Source organism: Metabacillus litoralis (genome assembly GCF_020524045.1).
GTDB lineage: Bacteria > Bacillota > Bacilli > Bacillales > Bacillaceae > Metabacillus > Metabacillus litoralis_C.
In genome coordinates this window covers 1-18,472 of the sequence record NZ_JAIVKL010000018.1, presented here as the reverse complement: position 1 = coordinate 18,472, position 18,472 = coordinate 1, and the positions used below count along the sequence as shown (strand labels likewise).

13 protein-coding genes and 1 riboswitch are annotated in these 18,472 nt (G+C 36.6%); of the genes, 12 read left to right on the top strand and 1 reads right to left on the bottom strand.

Annotation, left to right across the window (positions count from 1 at the left end; translation table 11 throughout):
* Nucleotides 1-6: 6 nt before the first annotated feature.
* From fliS to rbsK, 5 genes are all read left to right on the top strand, one after another.
* On the top strand, nt 7-408 hold the full coding sequence (gene fliS, locus LC076_RS19760) for a flagellar export chaperone FliS (RefSeq protein WP_226670808.1): 402 nt from the start codon (nt 7-9) through the stop codon (nt 406-408).
* Complete coding sequence (locus LC076_RS19755) at nt 408-761, top strand: hypothetical protein (RefSeq protein WP_226670807.1); 354 nt, start codon at nt 408-410, stop codon at nt 759-761. Before fliS ends, LC076_RS19755 begins: the two co-directional genes overlap by 1 nt.
* A 402-nt stretch (nt 762-1,163) precedes the next feature.
* Nucleotides 1,164-1,257, top strand: a riboswitch (cyclic di-GMP riboswitch).
* 81 nt (nt 1,258-1,338) lie between these two features.
* Nucleotides 1,339-6,204 (top strand): OmpL47-type beta-barrel domain-containing protein, encoded by a 4,866-nt coding sequence (locus tag LC076_RS19750; RefSeq protein ID WP_226670806.1) that lies wholly within the window; start codon nt 1,339-1,341, stop codon nt 6,202-6,204.
* Nucleotides 6,205-6,463: 259 nt separating this feature from the next.
* Nucleotides 6,464-7,018 carry a ribosome hibernation-promoting factor, HPF/YfiA family gene (gene hpf, locus LC076_RS19745; RefSeq protein ID WP_226670805.1) on the top strand — a complete coding sequence of 185 codons (555 nt, stop codon included), beginning with the start codon at nt 6,464-6,466 and terminating at the stop codon, nt 7,016-7,018.
* Nucleotides 7,019-7,066: 48 nt separating this feature from the next.
* Entirely contained in the window at nt 7,067-7,966 is a 900-nt protein-coding gene (gene rbsK, locus LC076_RS19740) for a ribokinase (protein ID WP_226670804.1), read from the top strand.
* Between the two features lie 48 nt (nt 7,967-8,014).
* Here rbsK and LC076_RS19735 read toward each other — a convergent pair whose 3' ends face one another.
* Nucleotides 8,015-8,692: a hypothetical protein gene (locus LC076_RS19735; RefSeq protein ID WP_226670803.1), complete on the bottom strand. Its 678-nt coding sequence runs from the start codon at nt 8,690-8,692 to the stop codon at nt 8,015-8,017.
* A gap of 238 nt (nt 8,693-8,930) precedes the next feature.
* Here LC076_RS19735 and secA point away from each other — a divergent pair, with 238 nt between their 5' ends.
* The 7 genes from secA to LC076_RS19700 all read left to right on the top strand — a co-directional run bounded on the left by secA (nt 8,931) and on the right by LC076_RS19700 (nt 18,127).
* Nucleotides 8,931-11,441, top strand: a complete 2,511-nt coding sequence (gene secA, locus LC076_RS19730; RefSeq protein ID WP_226670802.1) for a preprotein translocase subunit SecA — start codon at nt 8,931-8,933, stop codon at nt 11,439-11,441.
* Between the two features lie 335 nt (nt 11,442-11,776).
* A protein-coding gene (prfB, locus tag LC076_RS19725) for a peptide chain release factor 2 (RefSeq protein ID WP_226670801.1) occupies nt 11,777-12,881 on the top strand; the annotation gives its coding sequence in 2 pieces (ribosomal slippage) (nt 11,777-11,848 and nt 11,850-12,881; 1,104 coding nt in all).
* A gap of 575 nt (nt 12,882-13,456) precedes the next feature.
* A complete protein-coding gene (locus LC076_RS19720) occupies nt 13,457-14,317 on the top strand; it encodes a YitT family protein (RefSeq protein ID WP_226670868.1) in 861 nt (286 codons plus the stop codon).
* Between the two features lie 79 nt (nt 14,318-14,396).
* The gene (cccB, locus tag LC076_RS19715) at nt 14,397-14,732 is read left to right on the top strand and encodes a cytochrome c551 (protein WP_226670800.1); all 336 of its coding nucleotides are present in this window, start codon (nt 14,397-14,399) and stop codon (nt 14,730-14,732) included.
* A 410-nt stretch (nt 14,733-15,142) separates the two neighbouring features.
* The gene (gene ftsE, locus LC076_RS19710; protein WP_146947663.1) at nt 15,143-15,829 is read left to right on the top strand and encodes a cell division ATP-binding protein FtsE; all 687 of its coding nucleotides are present in this window, start codon (nt 15,143-15,145) and stop codon (nt 15,827-15,829) included.
* Entirely contained in the window at nt 15,822-16,712 is an 891-nt protein-coding gene (gene ftsX / locus LC076_RS19705) for a permease-like cell division protein FtsX (protein WP_226670867.1), read from the top strand. Before ftsE ends, ftsX begins: the two co-directional genes overlap by 8 nt.
* A gap of 74 nt (nt 16,713-16,786) precedes the next feature.
* Complete coding sequence (locus LC076_RS19700; RefSeq protein ID WP_226670799.1) at nt 16,787-18,127, top strand: murein hydrolase activator EnvC family protein; 1,341 nt, start codon at nt 16,787-16,789, stop codon at nt 18,125-18,127.
* The last annotated feature ends 345 nt before the right edge of the window (nt 18,128-18,472 follow it).

Here is an 18,472-nt window from a genome sequence, read left to right as displayed (position 1 = left end):
TAAATTATGGCAATGAATAACCCATATGCAGCGTATCAACAAAACTCTGTTAATACAGCATCACCAGGTGAGGTAACTTTAATGCTATATAATGGATGTCTGAAATTCATCAAACAAGCTATTGAAGATATCGAGCATAAAGAATATGAAGCTAAAAATACAAATATCCAAAAAGCGCAAAAAATCATTTCAGAGCTTATGGTGACGTTAAATATGGATTTAGAAATTTCGAAGAATATGATGATTATGTATGAGTACGTAAATCATCGATTAACGGAAGCAAATATTAATAATGAAGCATTAATATTAAAGGAAATTGAAGGCATTGTGATAGAGTTTCGTGATACATGGAAGCAAGTTATTCAAATCACACGTCAACAGCAGTATGGTCAAGGTGGAAAAGCATAGTGCGTGCCATTGAAAAGGTCCATGATGTGACTGAACAACTTTACCAACTGGTATTAAAGTCAGTACCAACGGAAGAAAGAGATGAGCAAGTGAAGAAGATAACGACCTTATTGGATCAGAGAGAACAAGATCTCCAAAATGTTCATCCTCCTTTCTCGGAGACAGACTCTCAATTGTTTCAACAGATTGTTGATTGGAATGAAACAATAACGAATAAATTCTCTGAAACTAAAAAGGAAATTCAGTTAGATATCTTGGAATTAAAAAAGAAGAAATCATCCAATCAGCAATACTTAAATCCTTATGAAGGTGTCTCATCTTCGGACGGGATGTTTTACGATAAACGGAAATAGTTGAATGGTAAAATATCTTTATATCTAAAGAATTTGTTATCAAAATAAATATAGTGATTATATTACAAACTAAACTCGTCTACTGGCGAGTTTTTTAACCTTCCTTAAATAGAAAATATATAAATTAATGTCAAATACAAAAATTATTTATAATCTTTATTTTTGCCAATATGATAGAGTCTTTGTTATCGTGATGTTAAGAGGAAGGCAATGAATATGATCTATCCTTATCAATCATTCATTTCTTATAACAATATCGCTTATTGAGCAATTTCGAAAATGACAGGGGTAAGCGTTATTTACCAACAAAACTATAAATAATCAATTTTTTCTATAATAGTCATTAAGAACTATTTATAATTTAGTATAAAAGTATTATGATTGATATGCTACTAAACTACCAAGTGAAAAAGGCAAACCATCGGAAACGCTGGGACGCAAAGCTAAGGGCCTTCCTCATGAACTAATAATTCATGAATGGCAGCCGGTTGCCACAAGGAATCATAGTCTATCAACCTATGAACCTTGTAAAAGGTTTATTTTTTTATGCCTTTTTCACAAAGAGAGGAAAAGGAAAATGAGAAATTTATTTCGTTTAAAACCATTGCTTATCGCATTGGTGCTTCTAAGTTACCAGGTAATTGTACCGATTGGAAGCGTATTTGCAGCATCAGACAATAAGTTACCTCCTAGTAATCTTGCTGTAGAAAAGGTAACACCTGATGATGTGAAGCTAACTTGGAGCGCTGTATATGGAGCTTCAGGTTACAAGGTGTATGAAATTAAAGAAGGACAAATTCTTCCTTTAGGGGAAGCAAAGGCGAACAGTTATACGGCCAATGATCTTGAAGAGGGTTATTATGAGTACGTTGTATCAACAATAAGCTCAGAAGGTGAATCAGGTCCAAGTGCTCCTGTCTCCGTTATGATTGAATACCCAGAGATGACGGCACCTGCAACATTCACACACACAATAAAAAATGGTAGTGATATTGTGTTAAGCTGGGATGCATCAAAGTATGCAGAAAAATATAATGTTTTTCAAATCTCAGAAGATGGTGAAAGGTCAATACTAACTTCTGTTACAAACACAACTCACACAGTAAGCAATGCTCCAGAAGGCAACTATTCATATGCTGTTTCTGCAGTAAATTCGTTATATGGAGAATCTTCTTTATCAGCTAAGCTTGATGTTGAGGTTGTTCACCCAATATTGGCAGCACCAGAAAACTTTACGTATTCTATGACAAATGGAAATGACGTCACATTAAAATGGAATTCTGTTTCTTTTGCGGATAATTACATGGTTTACCAAGTGATTGATGGTGAAAAGATTTTAAAGGAAACAGTAACAAGTACTTCTTTAAAATTAACGAATGCTCCTGCTGGGGAATATATGTATGAAGTTCACTCAAACAGTAACCGCTTTGGCGAGTCAGAAAAGAGCAGTCAATTAAATGTAAAAGTTGACTCTATTACAATGACAACACCAAACGTTACGTACAAGCTACAAAATATTAATGATCTTACGTTAACATGGGGAAGCGTTTCTTATGCTAACAGCTATAAAATCTATCAAATTATTGATGGAGAAAAAGTCTTACAAAATACAGTGACAGGAACAAGTATCACATTCAAAAACATGCCTGGTGGAGACTATACATATGAGGTTTACTCATATAGCGACCGGTTTGGTGAATCAATGGATGGGTTCAAGGTTTCGTTACAGGTAGAGACTGTCACAATGGCTGCACCAGAAAACTTCAAATACGAAATTCAAAATGGGAACGATATCGTCCTAAGCTGGGATAGTGCTACAAATGCTGACAGCTATAAAATCTATCAAGTGATAGATGGTCAAAAGGTTCTGAAAAGTACCGCTAGTGGAACAGCTGTCAGATATAGTAATCTGCCTGAGGGTAATTACAGCTATGAAGTCCACTCTTATTCAAGTCGTTTTGGTGAATCAAAAGAAAGCAGCAAGCAATCGATTACACTTGTTCATCCTACGATGGCGCCACCGGCTAATGTGAAGAAAACAATTAAAAGTGCTTCTAGCTTTACTATTAGTTGGGACTCTGCACCAAATGCAACAAACTACAAAGTCTATCAAGTAGTTGATGGCAATGAAGTTTTAAAAAGCACGGTCACTGGTACAGCTGTTTTTTATAGTAACATAGCACCAGGAAATTACACATATGTTGTTTATGCGAACTCTTCTCGCTTTGGTCAGTCTGCTAGTGGTAGCAAGGTATCATTGACATTAACGGGACTAACGATGGAAGCACCAACGAATTTGTCACACACGATTACAAATGGAAATGATATCACGTTAAAGTGGACAGGTGTTCAAAACGCGAATGGCTATAACATTTATCAAGTAATCGATGGCGAAAGTGTTCTTCAAAAAACAGTAACAGGTACTTCTGTAAAGTTTACGAACATGCCTGCAGATGACTATCAATATGAGGTTAGTTCTTATTCAAATTTATACGGTGAATCTGAGGAAAATGCGGGGGTAGAGATTACTTTAGTTCATCCAATAATGGAAGCTCCTACTGATTTTACCTATACGGTTAAAAATGGAAATGATGTTGCGCTTAGCTGGAAATCAGTTGAGTATGCTAACACCTATAATGTTTATAAGATTATTGATGGTGAAAAGAAATTAGTTAAATCAGTGTCATCTTTATCTACTAGTATTGTTGATGTAGCAGAGGGCGATCATACGTATGTTGTTCATTCTGAAAGCACCCGTTTTGGGGAATCTGCAACAAGCAGTGAAGTCTCTTTAACGATGGTTCATCCAACAATGAAGGCACCGGGAAATGTATCACAAACAATTCTTAATGGAAATGATATTTTATTAAAATGGGATGCTACAGAATACGCAACGTTTTATAATGTGTATCAAATCATTGACGGTGAACTAGTTTTAGAAAAAACAGTAACAAGTACGTCAGTTAGATTTAATAATATGCCTGAGTCTGAATATATGTATGTGATTCATGCTTTTAGCACACGCTTTGGGGAATCAGCAGAAGGAAGTAAGCAGTCTTTCACACTCGTTCATCCAACAATGCAGGCTCCAGCTAATCTATCGGAAACGATTGTAAATGGTAATGATATTCGCTTGAAATGGGATGCTTCAGATTATGCAACAAGCTATAATGTCTATCAAATCATAGATAGCGAGCGGGTTTTACAGAAAACCGTAACAGGTACAAGTGTCACATTTGTCAACATGGCAGAGGGTGATTACACATATGAGGTTCGTGCTGAAAGCAATCGTTTTGGTGAATCAGCAAATGGAAGTGATCTTTCGTTAACTCTTGTTCATCCAATCATGACAGCACCAGAAAATCTAACACAAAGTATTGCAAATGGAAATGATATTGTGTTGAAATGGAATGCTTCAACATATGCAACTGATTATAGAGTGTACCAGATTGTTGATGATCAACTTGTGTTAAAAGCAAGTGTAAAAGGAACGACGGCAAGGTTTAATAATATGCCAGAGGGAGATTACGAATATGTCGTTCATTCATATAGTAATCGCTTTGATGAGTCACCGAAAGGAAGCTCTATCAACTTCGCATTAACATGGCCAGTTGTTGAAGCTCCAGCTATTTCAGGGAAAGTAGAGAATATAAACAATATGACTTTATCTTGGCCTGCAGCAGCTTGGGCAAATGAATACCGGGTTTATCAAATCACAAATGATGAGAAGACATTAATTTATAAAGGTACTGCACGAAACTATAAAGCTAATAACCTTTCAGAAGATACACATTCTTTTGAGGTAACAGCTTACAATACACGATTTGGTGAATCAACTGCTTCAAATCGTATAACAGAAACAATTGTTTATCCAATTATGGAGCCGCCAACTGCAAGCTTGACACTTGTAAGTGAAACAAGTGCAAGAATTAATTGGAATTTTATTACCTATGCAAATGGTTACAACATCTATGAAGTGATTGATGGAGAATTAGTGTTAATTGCTGAAAAAGTTAATAATTTAATGTATGCGCTCTTGAATTTAAGCTACGCAAATCATGAATATGTCGTTACGTCATACAGTAATTCATTTGGTGAGTCAAAACCATCCAATGTAGTACTTGCTAAGCTAATCTTAGACGAAGAAGCGCCAGTTACCACAGCTAACGCACCAACTGATTGGATAAACGAAGACCAAGTCATAACACTATCAGCTACAGACAATGAAACAGGAGTAGGGAAAACTTATTATTCCATTGATGGTAGTGATTTTGCAGAAGGTAACTCTTTTGAAGTAAAAGGAGAAGGTGTACACAAAGTATCGTTCTACTCAATTGACAAAGTTGACAACACTGAAGAAGTCCAATCAATTGAAGTGAAAATCGATAAAACAGCACCAGTGACAACTTCAGATGCACAAAACTTTTGGAGTAAGGAAGATGTAACAGTGAACTTAACTGCAGAAGATGGACAAAGTGGTATTTCAAAAACCTTCTATTCTGTTAACGGATCCCAATATGTTGAGGGAACATCATTGATGATCATAGAAGAAGGTCTTAACCTAGTCTCCTTCTATTCAGTTGATAATGCTGGCAACAAGGAAGACCCTCGAACAATAGGAGTTAAGTTAGATAAAACGGCACCAGTAACAACCTCTGATGCACCTGAATCATGGCGTACAGATGATGTAACCGTAAACCTTGAAGCAACTGATGAATTAAGTGGAGTAACAGAAACCTTCTATTCGATTAATGGTTCTGACTATGTGAAGGGAACAAGCTTTACATTAACAGAAGAAGGAATCCATGAAGTGAAATTCTTCTCAATGGATTACGCGATGAATATAGAAGCGATAAAGACAATTGAAGTAAAAATTGATAAAACAGCACCAGTTGTAAACATGGATTTAGGTGCTGAATATAAATTAGGTACTGACTTGGAATTATTCTACAACGCAGAAGATAACATTTCTGATGTAGTGATTGAGAAAATGATTGTTTCTTATCCTGATAATGCTGATGGAAAAGAGATTGGAAAAGGTACTTCTATTTCATTAGATAAACCAGGTGTCTACAACGTAACAGTTATAGCAACAAATGGAGCAGGTTTAACAACAATAATTGAAAAACAATTTGTCGTGTACATTCCTGCAACAATTGATGTGACGGCTAAAGTCATTAAAGGTAATAAGGGAGTGTTTACAGTTCGAGTAGATTTACCAGAAGGTTTTGATACAAAAGGCTTTGATCTGGATACAGCTACAGTGAATGGAGTAAATGCTCTAACAAGCAACAAAGGCTACTATAACCAAGCGAAAAATGGACAATTCAAGTTTGAACGTTCAGACTTTACTTGGGTTCCTTCAGAAAAAACACTTGTGTTCAGAGGATATCTCGATGGCTATCTAGTTGTTGGACAAACGAATGTAAGAGTACAGAAATAAACAATTCTGTTCTCTACTGGTAAAAGCAAATAGAAAATGAAAAAACTCGTCTACTAAGGCGAGTTTTTTCATTTAATGAATGAATAACACATATATTATTTACACACCCTTAAAGTTCCCTACACAAATTTAACCCAACTAAACAATCTTCTACAAAATTCACAAAATTTTTCAAATTATTTTTTAGTTTAAGCAGGAACCAAGCAGGGAAATATAGAATTAGTACTACATAGCTTTATCATAAAGGAGGAGTTCAATCATGAGATATAACGTCAGAGGGGAAAACATTGAAATAACTCCAGCATTAAGAGAGTATGCAGAAAAGAAGATTGGTAAGCTTGAAAGATATTTTGAAGAGTCAGTTGACGCGAATGTGAATGTCAATCTGAAATATTATAATGATCAAGAATCTAAAATTGAAGTAACGATTCCAATGACAGATCTTGTGCTACGTGCTGAGGAATATAACCAAGATATGTACGCAGCGATTGATCTTGTGGTGAATAAATTAGAACGACAAATTCGTAAGCATAAAACAAAGGTAAACCGCAAACTACGTGAGCAAGGTACACCAAAGTTTGTATTTAGTAATTTTCAATCAGAAGAAGCTGTACCTGATTTAGAAGATGATGCTGATGAAGTTGTTCGTACAAAGCGCTTTAACTTAAAGCCGATGGATAGTGAAGAAGCTATTCTTCAAATGGACATGTTAGGTCACAACTTCTTTGTTTATACAGATGCTAAATCTAATAAAACGAATGTTGTGTACAAGCGTAAAGATGGTAAATATGGCTTAATTGAGCCTCAAGTATAAAACACAAACAGCGCCTATTATGGGCGCTGTTTTCATGGAGTGAAAAAGATGGAGAAACCAAATATCCTCGTCATTGGTAGCATTAATATGGATTTAGTTACAGAAACGAACATCATTCCTAATGTTGGAGAAACAGTTCTTGGCGATTCCTTCCAAACGATACCTGGAGGAAAAGGAGCAAATCAAGCTGTTGCTGCAGCTAAGCTTGGGGCAGAAGTGACTCTACTAGGCTGTATAGGTGATGATGATTTAGGAAATGAGCTTAAAAATCATTTAAAAGATCAAGGTATTTGCATAGATTATATAAACACAATCCAAGAACAATCAACAGGTATTGCCTCGATCACCCTTTCAGAAGGAGATAACAGCATCATCGTTGTCCCAGGAGCAAATTCTATGTTAACACCACAGCTTGTCAGATCATATGAAGATTTAATCGCCAAAAGTGATATGATTCTCGTTCAGCTTGAAATTCCGTTGAAAAGTGTCATGGAAACAGCTGCTCTTGCTACGAAACACCATGTACCTATGATCCTAAATCCAGCTCCTATTCAAGATCTACCAAAGGAATTACTACTTCAAGCAACATACCTAACACCAAATGAACATGAGCAGGCAGCTCTTTTAGCAACAAGTGATTTATCATCAGAGGAACTTGAACAAGTAAAGAAAAAATGTATAACAACACAAGGATCTAAAGGTGTAAGGATTTACGATGAAGTAGAAAAACTGATACCAGCCTTCAACGTTGAAGGTGTTGATTCTACTGGAGCAGGAGATACCTTTAATGGCGCGCTGGCTGTTTTCTTAACAAGAGGTTTAAGCATAATCGATGCGTGTCAATTCGCCAACGCCGCTGCTGCACTTTCAGTGACAAAATTAGGTGCTCAATCAGGAATGCCTAGTTTATTAGAAGTGAAAGAGTTTCTTGCTCAACATAATAAATAATGTAAAGTGAAAGGTAAGCACTTAAATTATTTCTTACCTTTCACTACATTACTCACCAAAAATAAACTCCCCAATCTCCCCACCAATTCCATCATAACCATCATCAACATCGCTTGGTGCTGAATCATAACTATCTAAATTATTCGAAAGATCTCCATCAGGATCGCTCCGTTCATAGCCATCCTCGCCACCTCTCCAATAGCCTTCAACCTCTGTTCCATCATCACGAGTGTACCCATCAACCCAATGTGGATCAACATGGTGTGTATTTGATTCATCTTCATATGTTTCATCAACTATTTCATACTCGTCTATCGGATAATAGTCGTCTTCGATGTAATTGTTTTCTTGCTGCTCTCCTGTCGGCACAATAAAATTTTCATAAACCGTACTTCCCATTAAAAACAAAATAGCTACCCCGAAACCGAACTGTAAGAAAAATAAAGCAAGACTTCCGAATTGATAAAAGTCGTAATGTTTATTTCTCGAGCTTACTTTATATTTGGCTTTAGTTAATAATTCTTCTTGCTTTTGTTTTCTGAAACTAATAAAAAAATGACTTGACGCTAAAGCTTTGAATTCTGCTTCAATTTTATCTGATATGTCGAGATATGGTGATAAAAAGCATAAAAAGATAAGTCCAGCGACTATGCAGACAACAAAAGAAACAAGGTATACTTTTTCATACCATTGACCTTCAAACCATAAGTTTAAGATCCATTCCACGATTTATAGCACCACCTGATGTTTATTCTAGGTACATTATACTAAAAAAGTAGGGTTTTTTGTCTTTTTTAGTAGAAAGTTAGTCTATAAATGAAGTGGGACAATAACCTTAATCAACTACTGTTTCCTCTGTCATCCTTCCCTGTTGTACCACATCCCAAATAGTGCTAAAATAAAGGATAGTTTGAATGATTATCATTGTCATGTTTTTCCACTCTAAAACAGAGGAGCGTTTTGAATGCTTGGAATTTTAAATAAGGTGTTTGATTTTAACAAACGTGCGTTAAATCGTTATGAAAAAATGGCTGATCAGGTGTTGGCGTTAGATAGTTCAATGAATGGCTTATCTGATGAAGCGCTGAAGGCTAAAACAGAGGAATTTAAGGGTCGTGTGGCGAAGGGTGAATCGCTTGATGATCTTTTAATAGAAGCATTTGCTGTTGTTCGTGAAGCAGCAAAGCGTGTATTAGGATTACATCCATATAAGGTTCAGTTAATGGGTGGTATTTCTCTACACGAAGGTAATATTTCAGAAATGAAAACAGGTGAAGGTAAAACATTAACGTCTACAATGCCTGTTTATTTGAATGCACTTTCAGGTGAAGGTGTTCATGTTGTGACGGTTAATGAATACTTAGCTAGTCGTGATGCACATGAAATGGGTCAATTGTACGAATTTCTTGGCTTAACAGTTGGTCTGAACTTAAATTCAATGAACAAAGATGAAAAACGAGAAGCATATGCTGCTGATGTTACATATTCAACAAATAATGAACTAGGCTTTGATTATTTACGAGACAACATGGTGTTATATCGTGAACAAATGGTACAACGTCCACTTAATTTTGCTGTCATTGATGAGGTTGACTCGATCTTAGTCGATGAAGCAAGAACACCATTGATTATTTCAGGACAAGCTGCGAAATCAACAAAGCTTTATATTCAAGCAAATGGCTTTGTTCGTCAGTTGAAAAAAGATGAAGACTTCACTTTTGATGTAAAAACAAAGGCTGTTCAGTTAACAGAAGAAGGTATGACAAAAGCTGAGAAGGCTTTTGGTATTGAAAATCTTTATGATATTACACATGTAGCTCTTCTTCACCACATAAACCAAGCATTAAAAGCACAATTCGTGATGCAAAATGATGTTGATTATGTTGTTGATGAAGGACAAGTTGTCATTGTTGATTCATTCACAGGTCGTTTAATGAAGGGTCGTCGTTATAGTGAAGGTCTTCACCAAGCGATTGAGGCTAAAGAAGGCCTAGAAATTCAAAACGAAAGCATGACTCTTGCAACAATTACGTTCCAGAACTACTTCCGTATGTACAAAAAGCTGTCTGGTATGACTGGTACAGCGAAAACAGAGGAAGAAGAGTTCCGTAATATTTACAATATGCAGGTTGTTGCGATTCCAACGAACAAGCCGATTGCTCGTGATGATAAACCGGATCTTGTTTATCGTTCGATGGAAGGAAAGTTCCGTGCAGTTGTTGAGGATGTAAAACAACGTTATGATCTTGGCCAGCCGGTTTTAGTTGGTACAGTTGCTGTTGAAACATCTGAATTAATTTCTCAGCTTTTAAAGAAAAAAGGTGTTCCGCATCATGTGTTGAATGCAAAACAGCATGAAAAAGAAGCAGAAATTATTGAAACAGCAGGACATCGTGGTTCAGTAACAATCGCAACGAATATGGCAGGTCGTGGTACAGATATTAAGCTTGGTGAAGGTGTTCGTGAGGTTGGTGGCTTAGCTGTTATCGGTACTGAGCGTCATGAATCTCGTCGTATTGATAACCAGCTTCGTGGACGTTCTGGTCGTCAAGGTGACCCAGGTGCAACTCAATTCTACCTTTCAATGGAAGATGAATTAATGCGTCGTTTTGGTTCAGAAAATATGATGAATATGATGGATCGTCTAGGTATGGATGATACACAGCCAATTCAAAGTAAAATCGTTTCACGTGCGGTTGAATCTGCGCAAAAACGTGTTGAAGGTAATAACTTTGATGCACGTAAACAGCTTCTACAATATGATGATGTCTTACGTCAACAACGTGAAGTTATTTATAAACAACGATTTGAGGTTCTTGATTCTGACAATCTGCGTAAAATTGTTGAGAAAATGCTTACATCAACAATTGAACGTGTTGTTGCTTCTTATACACCACAATCAGAGGTTGAAGAAGATTGGAACTTAGAAGGTATTATTGATTATATGAATGCAAACATTCTTCAAGATGGTCAGCTTTCAATCGGAGATCTTCGTCGTAAAGATCCTGAAGAAATGGTTGAGCTTATCTCGAAACAAGCACTTTCTCATTATGATGAAAAAGAAGCTGATTTCGGTGACGAACAAATGCGTGAATTTGAAAAAGTTATCTTACTTCGTGCAGTTGATTCAAAATGGATGGATCATATCGATGCTATGGATCAGCTTCGTCAAGGAATTCATTTACGTGCTTACGGACAAAACGATCCGTTACGTGAATACCAAATGGAAGGCTTTGCAATGTTCGAGACAATGATTGCGTCAATTGAGGAAGATGTAGCAAAATACATCATGAAAGCTCAAATCCGTAACAACCTTGAACGTCAAGAAGTAGCCCAAGGTCAAACAGCTGTTCATCCAAAAGAAGGCGATGAAAAGGTTAAGAAAAAACCAAAACGCAACGCAGTTGAAGTAGGCCGTAACGAAGCATGTATATGCGGAAGCGGCAAAAAATATAAAAACTGCTGTGGACAATAATTAGCATTACGATCCATACAAGGATATAATAGATAAATGACTAAACTGAGAGAGGTGCTAATCACCTCTCTCTTGTTGCGAAAATATCATACAATAGGTTTTTCAATAAGGCTGTTTTCTCAAAATATTATGTTTTGAACACTATAGTGTAATGGAGCGGAAGACACTGACTCCTGCGGGTGTTGAGGAAAGGCTGAGACCCCACAGGCGTAGCCGAGGAGGCTCAGCTTCCTCCCCGCGGAAAGCAGTGTCTGCAGCGAAATGAAACGAACTTGTTTATAGAAAGAAAACAACAAGTATGAAATATAGCCTAAAATAATCATGAGGTGACTGGAATGGAATTAGTAGAAATTCGTCAAGAGCTTGAAAAAACAGCTAAACGTTTAGCGGACTTTAGGGGGTCTCTTTGACCTCGATATAAAAGAAGCACGTATCTCTCAGCTTGAAGGGCAAATGACTGCACCTGATTTCTGGGATAACCAAAACGCTGCACAAGTTGTTATTAATGAAACAAACGCATTAAAAGAAATGGTTGATCAATTTCATAATTTATTCGAATCATATGAAAATCTTCAATTAACACATGATCTAGTAAAAGAAGAAGAAGATGCTGATTTACAAGCTGATCTTGAGTCAGAACTTAAAGACTTAGTTTCTCAGTTAAATGACTTCGAACTTCAGCTTTTATTAAGTGAACAGCATGATAAAAACAATGCAATTTTAGAGCTTCACCCAGGTGCTGGTGGAACAGAATCACAAGACTGGGGTTCCATGCTTCTTCGTATGTACACACGTTGGGCGGAGAAAAAAGGCTTTAAAGTGGAAACTCTTGATTACTTACCAGGAGATGAAGCGGGAATTAAAAGTGTCACTCTTCTCATTAAAGGTCATAACGCATATGGCTATTTAAAAGCAGAAAAAGGTGTACATCGTTTAGTTCGTATTTCACCGTTTGACTCATCAGGTCGTCGTCATACTTCATTCGTATCTTGTGAAATCATGCCTGAATTTAATGAAGAAATCGACATTGAAATTCGTACAGAAGATTTGAAAGTTGATACTTACCGTGCAAGTGGTGCAGGTGGTCAGCATATCAATACAACAGACTCTGCAGTACGTATTACCCACGTACCGACTAACATTGTTGTAACATGTCAAACAGAGCGTTCACAGATCAAAAACCGTGAGCGTGCGATGAAAATGCTTCAAGCTAAGCTATATCAAAAACGAATTGAAGAACAAGAAGCAGAGCTTGCTGAAATCCGTGGTGAGCAAAAAGACATCGGCTGGGGAAGCCAAATTCGTTCATACGTGTTCCACCCATATTCAATGGTAAAGGATCATCGTACGAATACGGAAATTGGAAATGTGCACGCTGTGATGGATGGAGAGTTAGATCCGTTTATTGACGCGTTTCTTCGTTCTAAGTTATCTCAATAATGAATGGAAGCAACTCGACTTTAGGTTGAGTTGCTTTTTTAGTTAGTCGGTTTTTGGTATAAGGTCAACTTGGGCTAAGGGAAAGCTACTATGTGTTAATTTGTCAAACTAGGTAGGTGGTGCGGTTTTTGTCGAAAATAGTCTAATCGTCGATAAATCCGGAAAATCGTTGATAAATTCTCAGAAGCGCTGATAAATCTCGAAAATCGCTGATAAATCAAAAAAATCGCCGATAAACCTGACGCCCTATGTTCAAACCGAGCACCAAAGTAAGAGTACGACCCTAAGTAAAGCCCAAAATAGACTCATTAACCGTCCAAATCACATGTTTCTCCCTCATTTCACAGAATTTTTCCCACCAAATAGCAAATACTACACCAAAACGAGGTGAAATTTTCACATATATGGGCTGATCTCATCTCACACAGGTTAACCGACAACATCTCCACCTCAAATCTAACTCTTTACTCCGTTAACACGTTATTTTGCTGTTATTCACAGACAAATTTCCGAGTGCTATACTCATCTAGGGTTTTAGAATTTTAGAAGAAGGAGGGCGAATAAAATAGATGAATATGAAGAAACGAAATCATACTTATCATCCTACATTTCACGTATTTATTGAATACATATATATCTTGATTGGTTCAGCGACGGTTGCGATTGGTTTTAATTTGTTTTTACTTCCTAATCGGGTTGCGTCTGGAGGAGTTAGCGGAATTAGTACGATTTTTGATGCGACTCTTGGGTTAGAGCCGGCTTATGTACAGTGGGCCTTTAATATTCCTTTATTTATTGCAGGTGTCATTTTGTTGGGCAGGCAGTTTGGGTTTAAAACATTAATAGGTACGGTGTTTTTGCCTTTTGTTGTTTTTTTAACAAGGAATTGGGAGCCGGCTACGATGGATCCGTTATTAGGTTCACTTTTTGGTGGGATTTGTATCGGGCTTGGTCTTGGGATTGTTTTTAGAGGAAAGGCTTCAACTGGTGGAACAGATTTGGCCGCACAAATTATTCATAAATATACAGGGTTATCGCTCGGTACATGTGTTGCTTTAATTGATGGATTAATTGTTATCTCAGCAGCATTTGTATTTGATATTGAACGTGGTCTTTATGCATTAATTGGGCTTTATGTAACAAGTAAAACCATTGATATTGTGCAAATTGGTTGGGGACGTTCGAAGATGACGATGATTATTACAAACAAGCAAGAAGAAGTACAGCATGCGATTTTAAATGAAATTGATCGTGGTGTCACAAGGCTTGCTGCACATGGGGGTTTTACGAATAATGAAAGACCTGTGTTAATGTGTGTTGTTGATCAAACGGAATTCACAAAATTGAAACAACTTGTTCGAAGTATTGATCCAAACGCATTTGTGACGGTGACAGATGCATCAGAAGTGTTAGGAGAAGGTTTCAAAAGGGTTTAGAATGGTTATAATATCAATGATATTGTATAGTAATTGATGAATAGAGTGATATAGCAATGCATGTTAGGAGGTATGTATGATGAAACGTAAGTTATTTGCATTATTACTGGGTACGTCTGTTATTTTAGGTGCATGTGGTGGTGCAGAAGAACCAACGGAGGAAGCGACAGATTCCACTCAAGGCACAACAACAGCTAGCGGTGATGCAGAAGAAATTTTTCAACAAAACTGTATTGGCTGTCATGGACAAAACCTTGAAGGAGCTTCAGGACCAAACTTAACTGAAGTTGGCGGTAAATATGATCAAGAGGCAATTGAAAGCATTATTTTAAATGGCCAAGGAAATATGCCAAAAGGCTTGCTAAATGAAGCAGATGCCGAAGTAGTAGCATCTTGGTTAGCTGAAAAGAAATAAGGTAGTAGAAGGATGGCTCTTACAAAGGTCATCTTTTTTTATGTTCTTTTTTAGTTATCACATGTTCTTTAGACACACCTTTTGTAAAAAATACAACAATTTTTTATTTTTTCTTGCAAAAATAGTCAGAAAGTTCTAAAATAAATGGTAATATAAAAGCGCTTACAATTTAGTCGTTAATTTGTAACATTCTCCCATCGTTCCCCTTGAAATGCCCTCTACAACAAGCGTTCGACACAGTTATTAACGGTTGAAATGAAAATGTAACATTATTTAGTCTATATTTGTTGCATTTTGATGTTATAATAAATTTTGTAGTTTAGTAGACAAGGAGTTACTATGTCTATTCGGTCGACAATTATCGACAGTAATCGACTGATTTTCAAAAAAACAACTTTAGGTGGTTCTATATGATAGAAATGTCAGAAGTATATAAAACATATCCAAATGGCGTTTTAGCCATAAATGGTATTGATATAATGATAAACCAAGGCGAGTTTGTTTATGTCGTTGGACCTAGTGGTGCAGGTAAATCTACCTTTATTAAAATGATGTATCGAGAAGAAAAACCTTCAAGCGGTAAAATCGTAATCAATGGTGTTGACCTGTCTAAGCTTAAGGAAGCAAAAGTTCCGATGTTAAGACGTAATATAGGTGTTGTTTTCCAAGACTTTAAGTTATTACCAAAATTAACAGTCTTTGAAAATGTCGCATTTGCTCTAGAAGTTATTGGTGAAACACCAAAAACGATAAAAAAGAGAGTACTAGATGTACTAGATTTAGTTCAACTAAAACATAAAGCAAGATTCTTTCCGAACGAACTATCAGGTGGGGAACAACAGCGTGTGTCAATCGCACGATCTATTGTAAATAACCCTTCGGTGATGATTGCCGATGAGCCGACTGGAAACCTTGATCCTGATACATCATGGGAAATAATGCATTTGTTCGAGGAAATTAATAATCGTGGTACAACAATTGTTATGGCAACACACAACAAAGAGATTGTAAATACATTAAAAAAACGTGTCATCGCAGTTGAGGATGGAAAAATTGTCCGTGATGAAGCAAGAGGGGAGTATGGTTTATATGATTAATGCTCTTGGTCGTCACTTTAGAGAAAGTTTAAAAAGCTTAGCAAGAAATGCGTGGATGACCTTTGCGTCAGTTAGTGCAGTAACGGTAACGTTGATTTTAGTAGGTACATTTTTAGTGATTATGATGAACCTCAACCATGTAGCTTCAAACCTTGAGAATGATGTTGAGATTCGTGTGCTTGTTGATGTAACAGCTAATGAAGAAGCAGAAGCCAAGTTAAAAAGCGAAATTGAAAAAATTACAGAAGTAGAGTCCGTTGTTTTCTCTCCGAAAGAAAAAGAACTAGAAAATTTAGTTGAAAGCTTGGGAGATGAAGGAAAGTCCTTTGAGTTATTTGAACAAAATAATCCGTTAAATGATGTATTTATTGTTAAAGCAGAGAACCCTCAGGATACTAGTAAAGTAGCAGATAAGCTGACAAAGTTAGAGAATGCGTCAAAAGTAAGATATGGTCAAGATCAAGTTGAAAAGCTATTTAACGCAATCTCAGTTGCGCGAAATATCGGTATAGGTTTGATCATTGGTCTTGTGTTTACTGCGATGTTCCTGATTTCTAATACAATTAAAATTACAATTATGGCACGTCAACGTGAAATTGAAATCATGAGACTTGTAGGTGCGACAAATGGATTTATTCGCTGGCCGTTTTTCCTAGAAGGTTTATTTTTAGGTGTGTTTGGCTCGATTATTCCAATTGCGTTAATCGTTATTGCCTATAAATCTTTATATACATGGGCACTTCCAAAGCTTCAAGGCTCATTTATTGAGGTTTTACCATTCAGTCCTTTTGTTTTCCAAGTATCAGCGATTCTTTTATTCATAGGTGCGCTTATCGGTGTTTGGGGAAGTTTAATGTCTGTTCGTAAATTCTTAAAAGCATAAACTAGCAATCTCTTGGTTGCTAGTTTACTAGCTTTCATCCAGTAATTTTACATAACATTTGGGGAGGAAACACAATGAAAAGAAAGCTAATGACATTCAGTTTGGCTGCCGTTGTTGGGACAAGCGGGTTATTGCTTCCAGCTAGTAATAATATAACCTTCGCACAAACGTTACAGGAAAAAAAGCAAGAAATTGAAAAAAAACAGTCAGACGTGTCTTCAAGTCTTGATAATAAAGATAGTGAGATTTCAAAGCTTAAACAAGAAGAAGAAAAGCTTAATGGAGAAATTAAAAAAATAGATCTTCAATACGCAGAAATAAACGGGAAAATCCGTGGAAAAGAAGCAAGTATTGAAGAAGCTAAAAAGAAAATTGAAGAACTAAAAGCAGAAATCGAAACGGTAAAAGAACGTATCGCAGAGCGCAACAAATTGTTAGAAGATCGAGCACGTTCACTTCAAGAAAGTGGAGGCGTGATTAGCTATTTAGATGTGGTACTGGGTGCTCAAAGTTTTGGAGACTTCGTAGGTCGTGTGAATGCTGTCACAACCATTGTTGAAGCAGATAAAGAAATAATCAAAGCACATGAAGCTGATAAACTATTATTAGAGGAAACAGAAGCAGATCTAAATAATAAACTAAACGAGTTAAAACAAGCATTAACTGAGTTAGAAGGCTTAAAAGGTCAATTAGAAGTTCAAAAAACGAAAAAAGAAGATTTAATGAAACAAGTGGAAAAGCAGCATGATGAAGCGATTCATGAAAAGCACGAGTTAGAAGATGAAGCAGCATTTTTAGCTGAACAACAAAAAGCAATTGAACTTGAAGAACAAAGACAACGTGAAGCAGCGGCAAGAGCAGCAGAAGAAGCGAAACGCCAAGCTGAAGAAGAAAGAAAAAGAGCAGAAGCAGCAGCTGCACAAAGTGCGAGTACGAAATCTAATTCAAATTCAAGTACAACAAGTAGTAGCTCAGGATCTAGCAGTAGTAGCTCAGCTTCTACACAAAAACCAGCTGTAACTGGAGGCACATTTATGTGGCCAGCATCTGGTTCTTTTACTTCCGGATATGGCCCTCGTTGGGGTAAACTACATGCCGGAATTGATATTGCCAACCGTTCAGATGTTCCAGTTGTTGCATCTGCAAGTGGTACTGTTATTCGCGCACATTATTCAAGCAGCTATGGTAATGTAGCATATATTTCTCATAATATTAATGGACAAGTTTACACAACATTATATGCACATATGGAAGCTCTACATGTAAGTGCAGGACAATCTGTGTCAAAAGGCCAACAAATTGGTATTATGGGCAATACAGGTCATTCAACTGGTCAGCATTTACACTTTGAAATTCATAAAGGGCCATGGAATGGTCAAGCAAATGCTGTGAATCCTTTAAATTTCTTACCTTAATTTTATATATACCCGTTTATGTACCTCTAAAACACTATGTTTTAGAGGTTTTGCTTTTTGTTTTAGCTAAATGATAAGAGAAGTATACTTGTACAGGGTCCCTTATGAAGGAAATCCTGCACGGGTGATCTTCTCGGAGTAGTTTATCGTCGATTTTTTGGAAATATCAGCGATTATGGAGATTTATCGTCGATTATTCGAAAATATCAGCGATTTTCGCGATTTAAGTCAAGTCCTTAATCTTGTGTAAATTCTTGAACAAATATTTTCAACTATCATTCAGACCTGTTTTAAAGATTATTATCAAATCCCACCAACATTTTTTTTGCGGAACTTCCATGTGTT

What these genes read in the sequence shown, in the direction of transcription:
- fliS (WP_226670808.1), top strand. Translation starts at nt 7, where the DNA reads ATGGCAATGAATAACCCATATGCAGCGTATCAACAAAACTCTGTTAAT.
- LC076_RS19750 (WP_226670806.1), top strand. Translation starts at nt 1,339, where the DNA reads ATGAGAAATTTATTTCGTTTAAAACCATTGCTTATCGCATTGGTGCTT.
- hpf (WP_226670805.1), top strand. Translation starts at nt 6,464, where the DNA reads ATGAGATATAACGTCAGAGGGGAAAACATTGAAATAACTCCAGCATTA.
- rbsK (WP_226670804.1), top strand. Translation starts at nt 7,067, where the DNA reads ATGGAGAAACCAAATATCCTCGTCATTGGTAGCATTAATATGGATTTA.
- secA (WP_226670802.1), top strand. Translation starts at nt 8,931, where the DNA reads ATGCTTGGAATTTTAAATAAGGTGTTTGATTTTAACAAACGTGCGTTA.
- LC076_RS19720 (WP_226670868.1), top strand. Translation starts at nt 13,457, where the DNA reads ATGAAGAAACGAAATCATACTTATCATCCTACATTTCACGTATTTATT.
- cccB (WP_226670800.1), top strand. Translation starts at nt 14,397, where the DNA reads ATGAAACGTAAGTTATTTGCATTATTACTGGGTACGTCTGTTATTTTA.
- ftsE (WP_146947663.1), top strand. Translation starts at nt 15,143, where the DNA reads ATGATAGAAATGTCAGAAGTATATAAAACATATCCAAATGGCGTTTTA.
- ftsX (WP_226670867.1), top strand. Translation starts at nt 15,822, where the DNA reads ATGATTAATGCTCTTGGTCGTCACTTTAGAGAAAGTTTAAAAAGCTTA.
- LC076_RS19700 (WP_226670799.1), top strand. Translation starts at nt 16,787, where the DNA reads ATGAAAAGAAAGCTAATGACATTCAGTTTGGCTGCCGTTGTTGGGACA.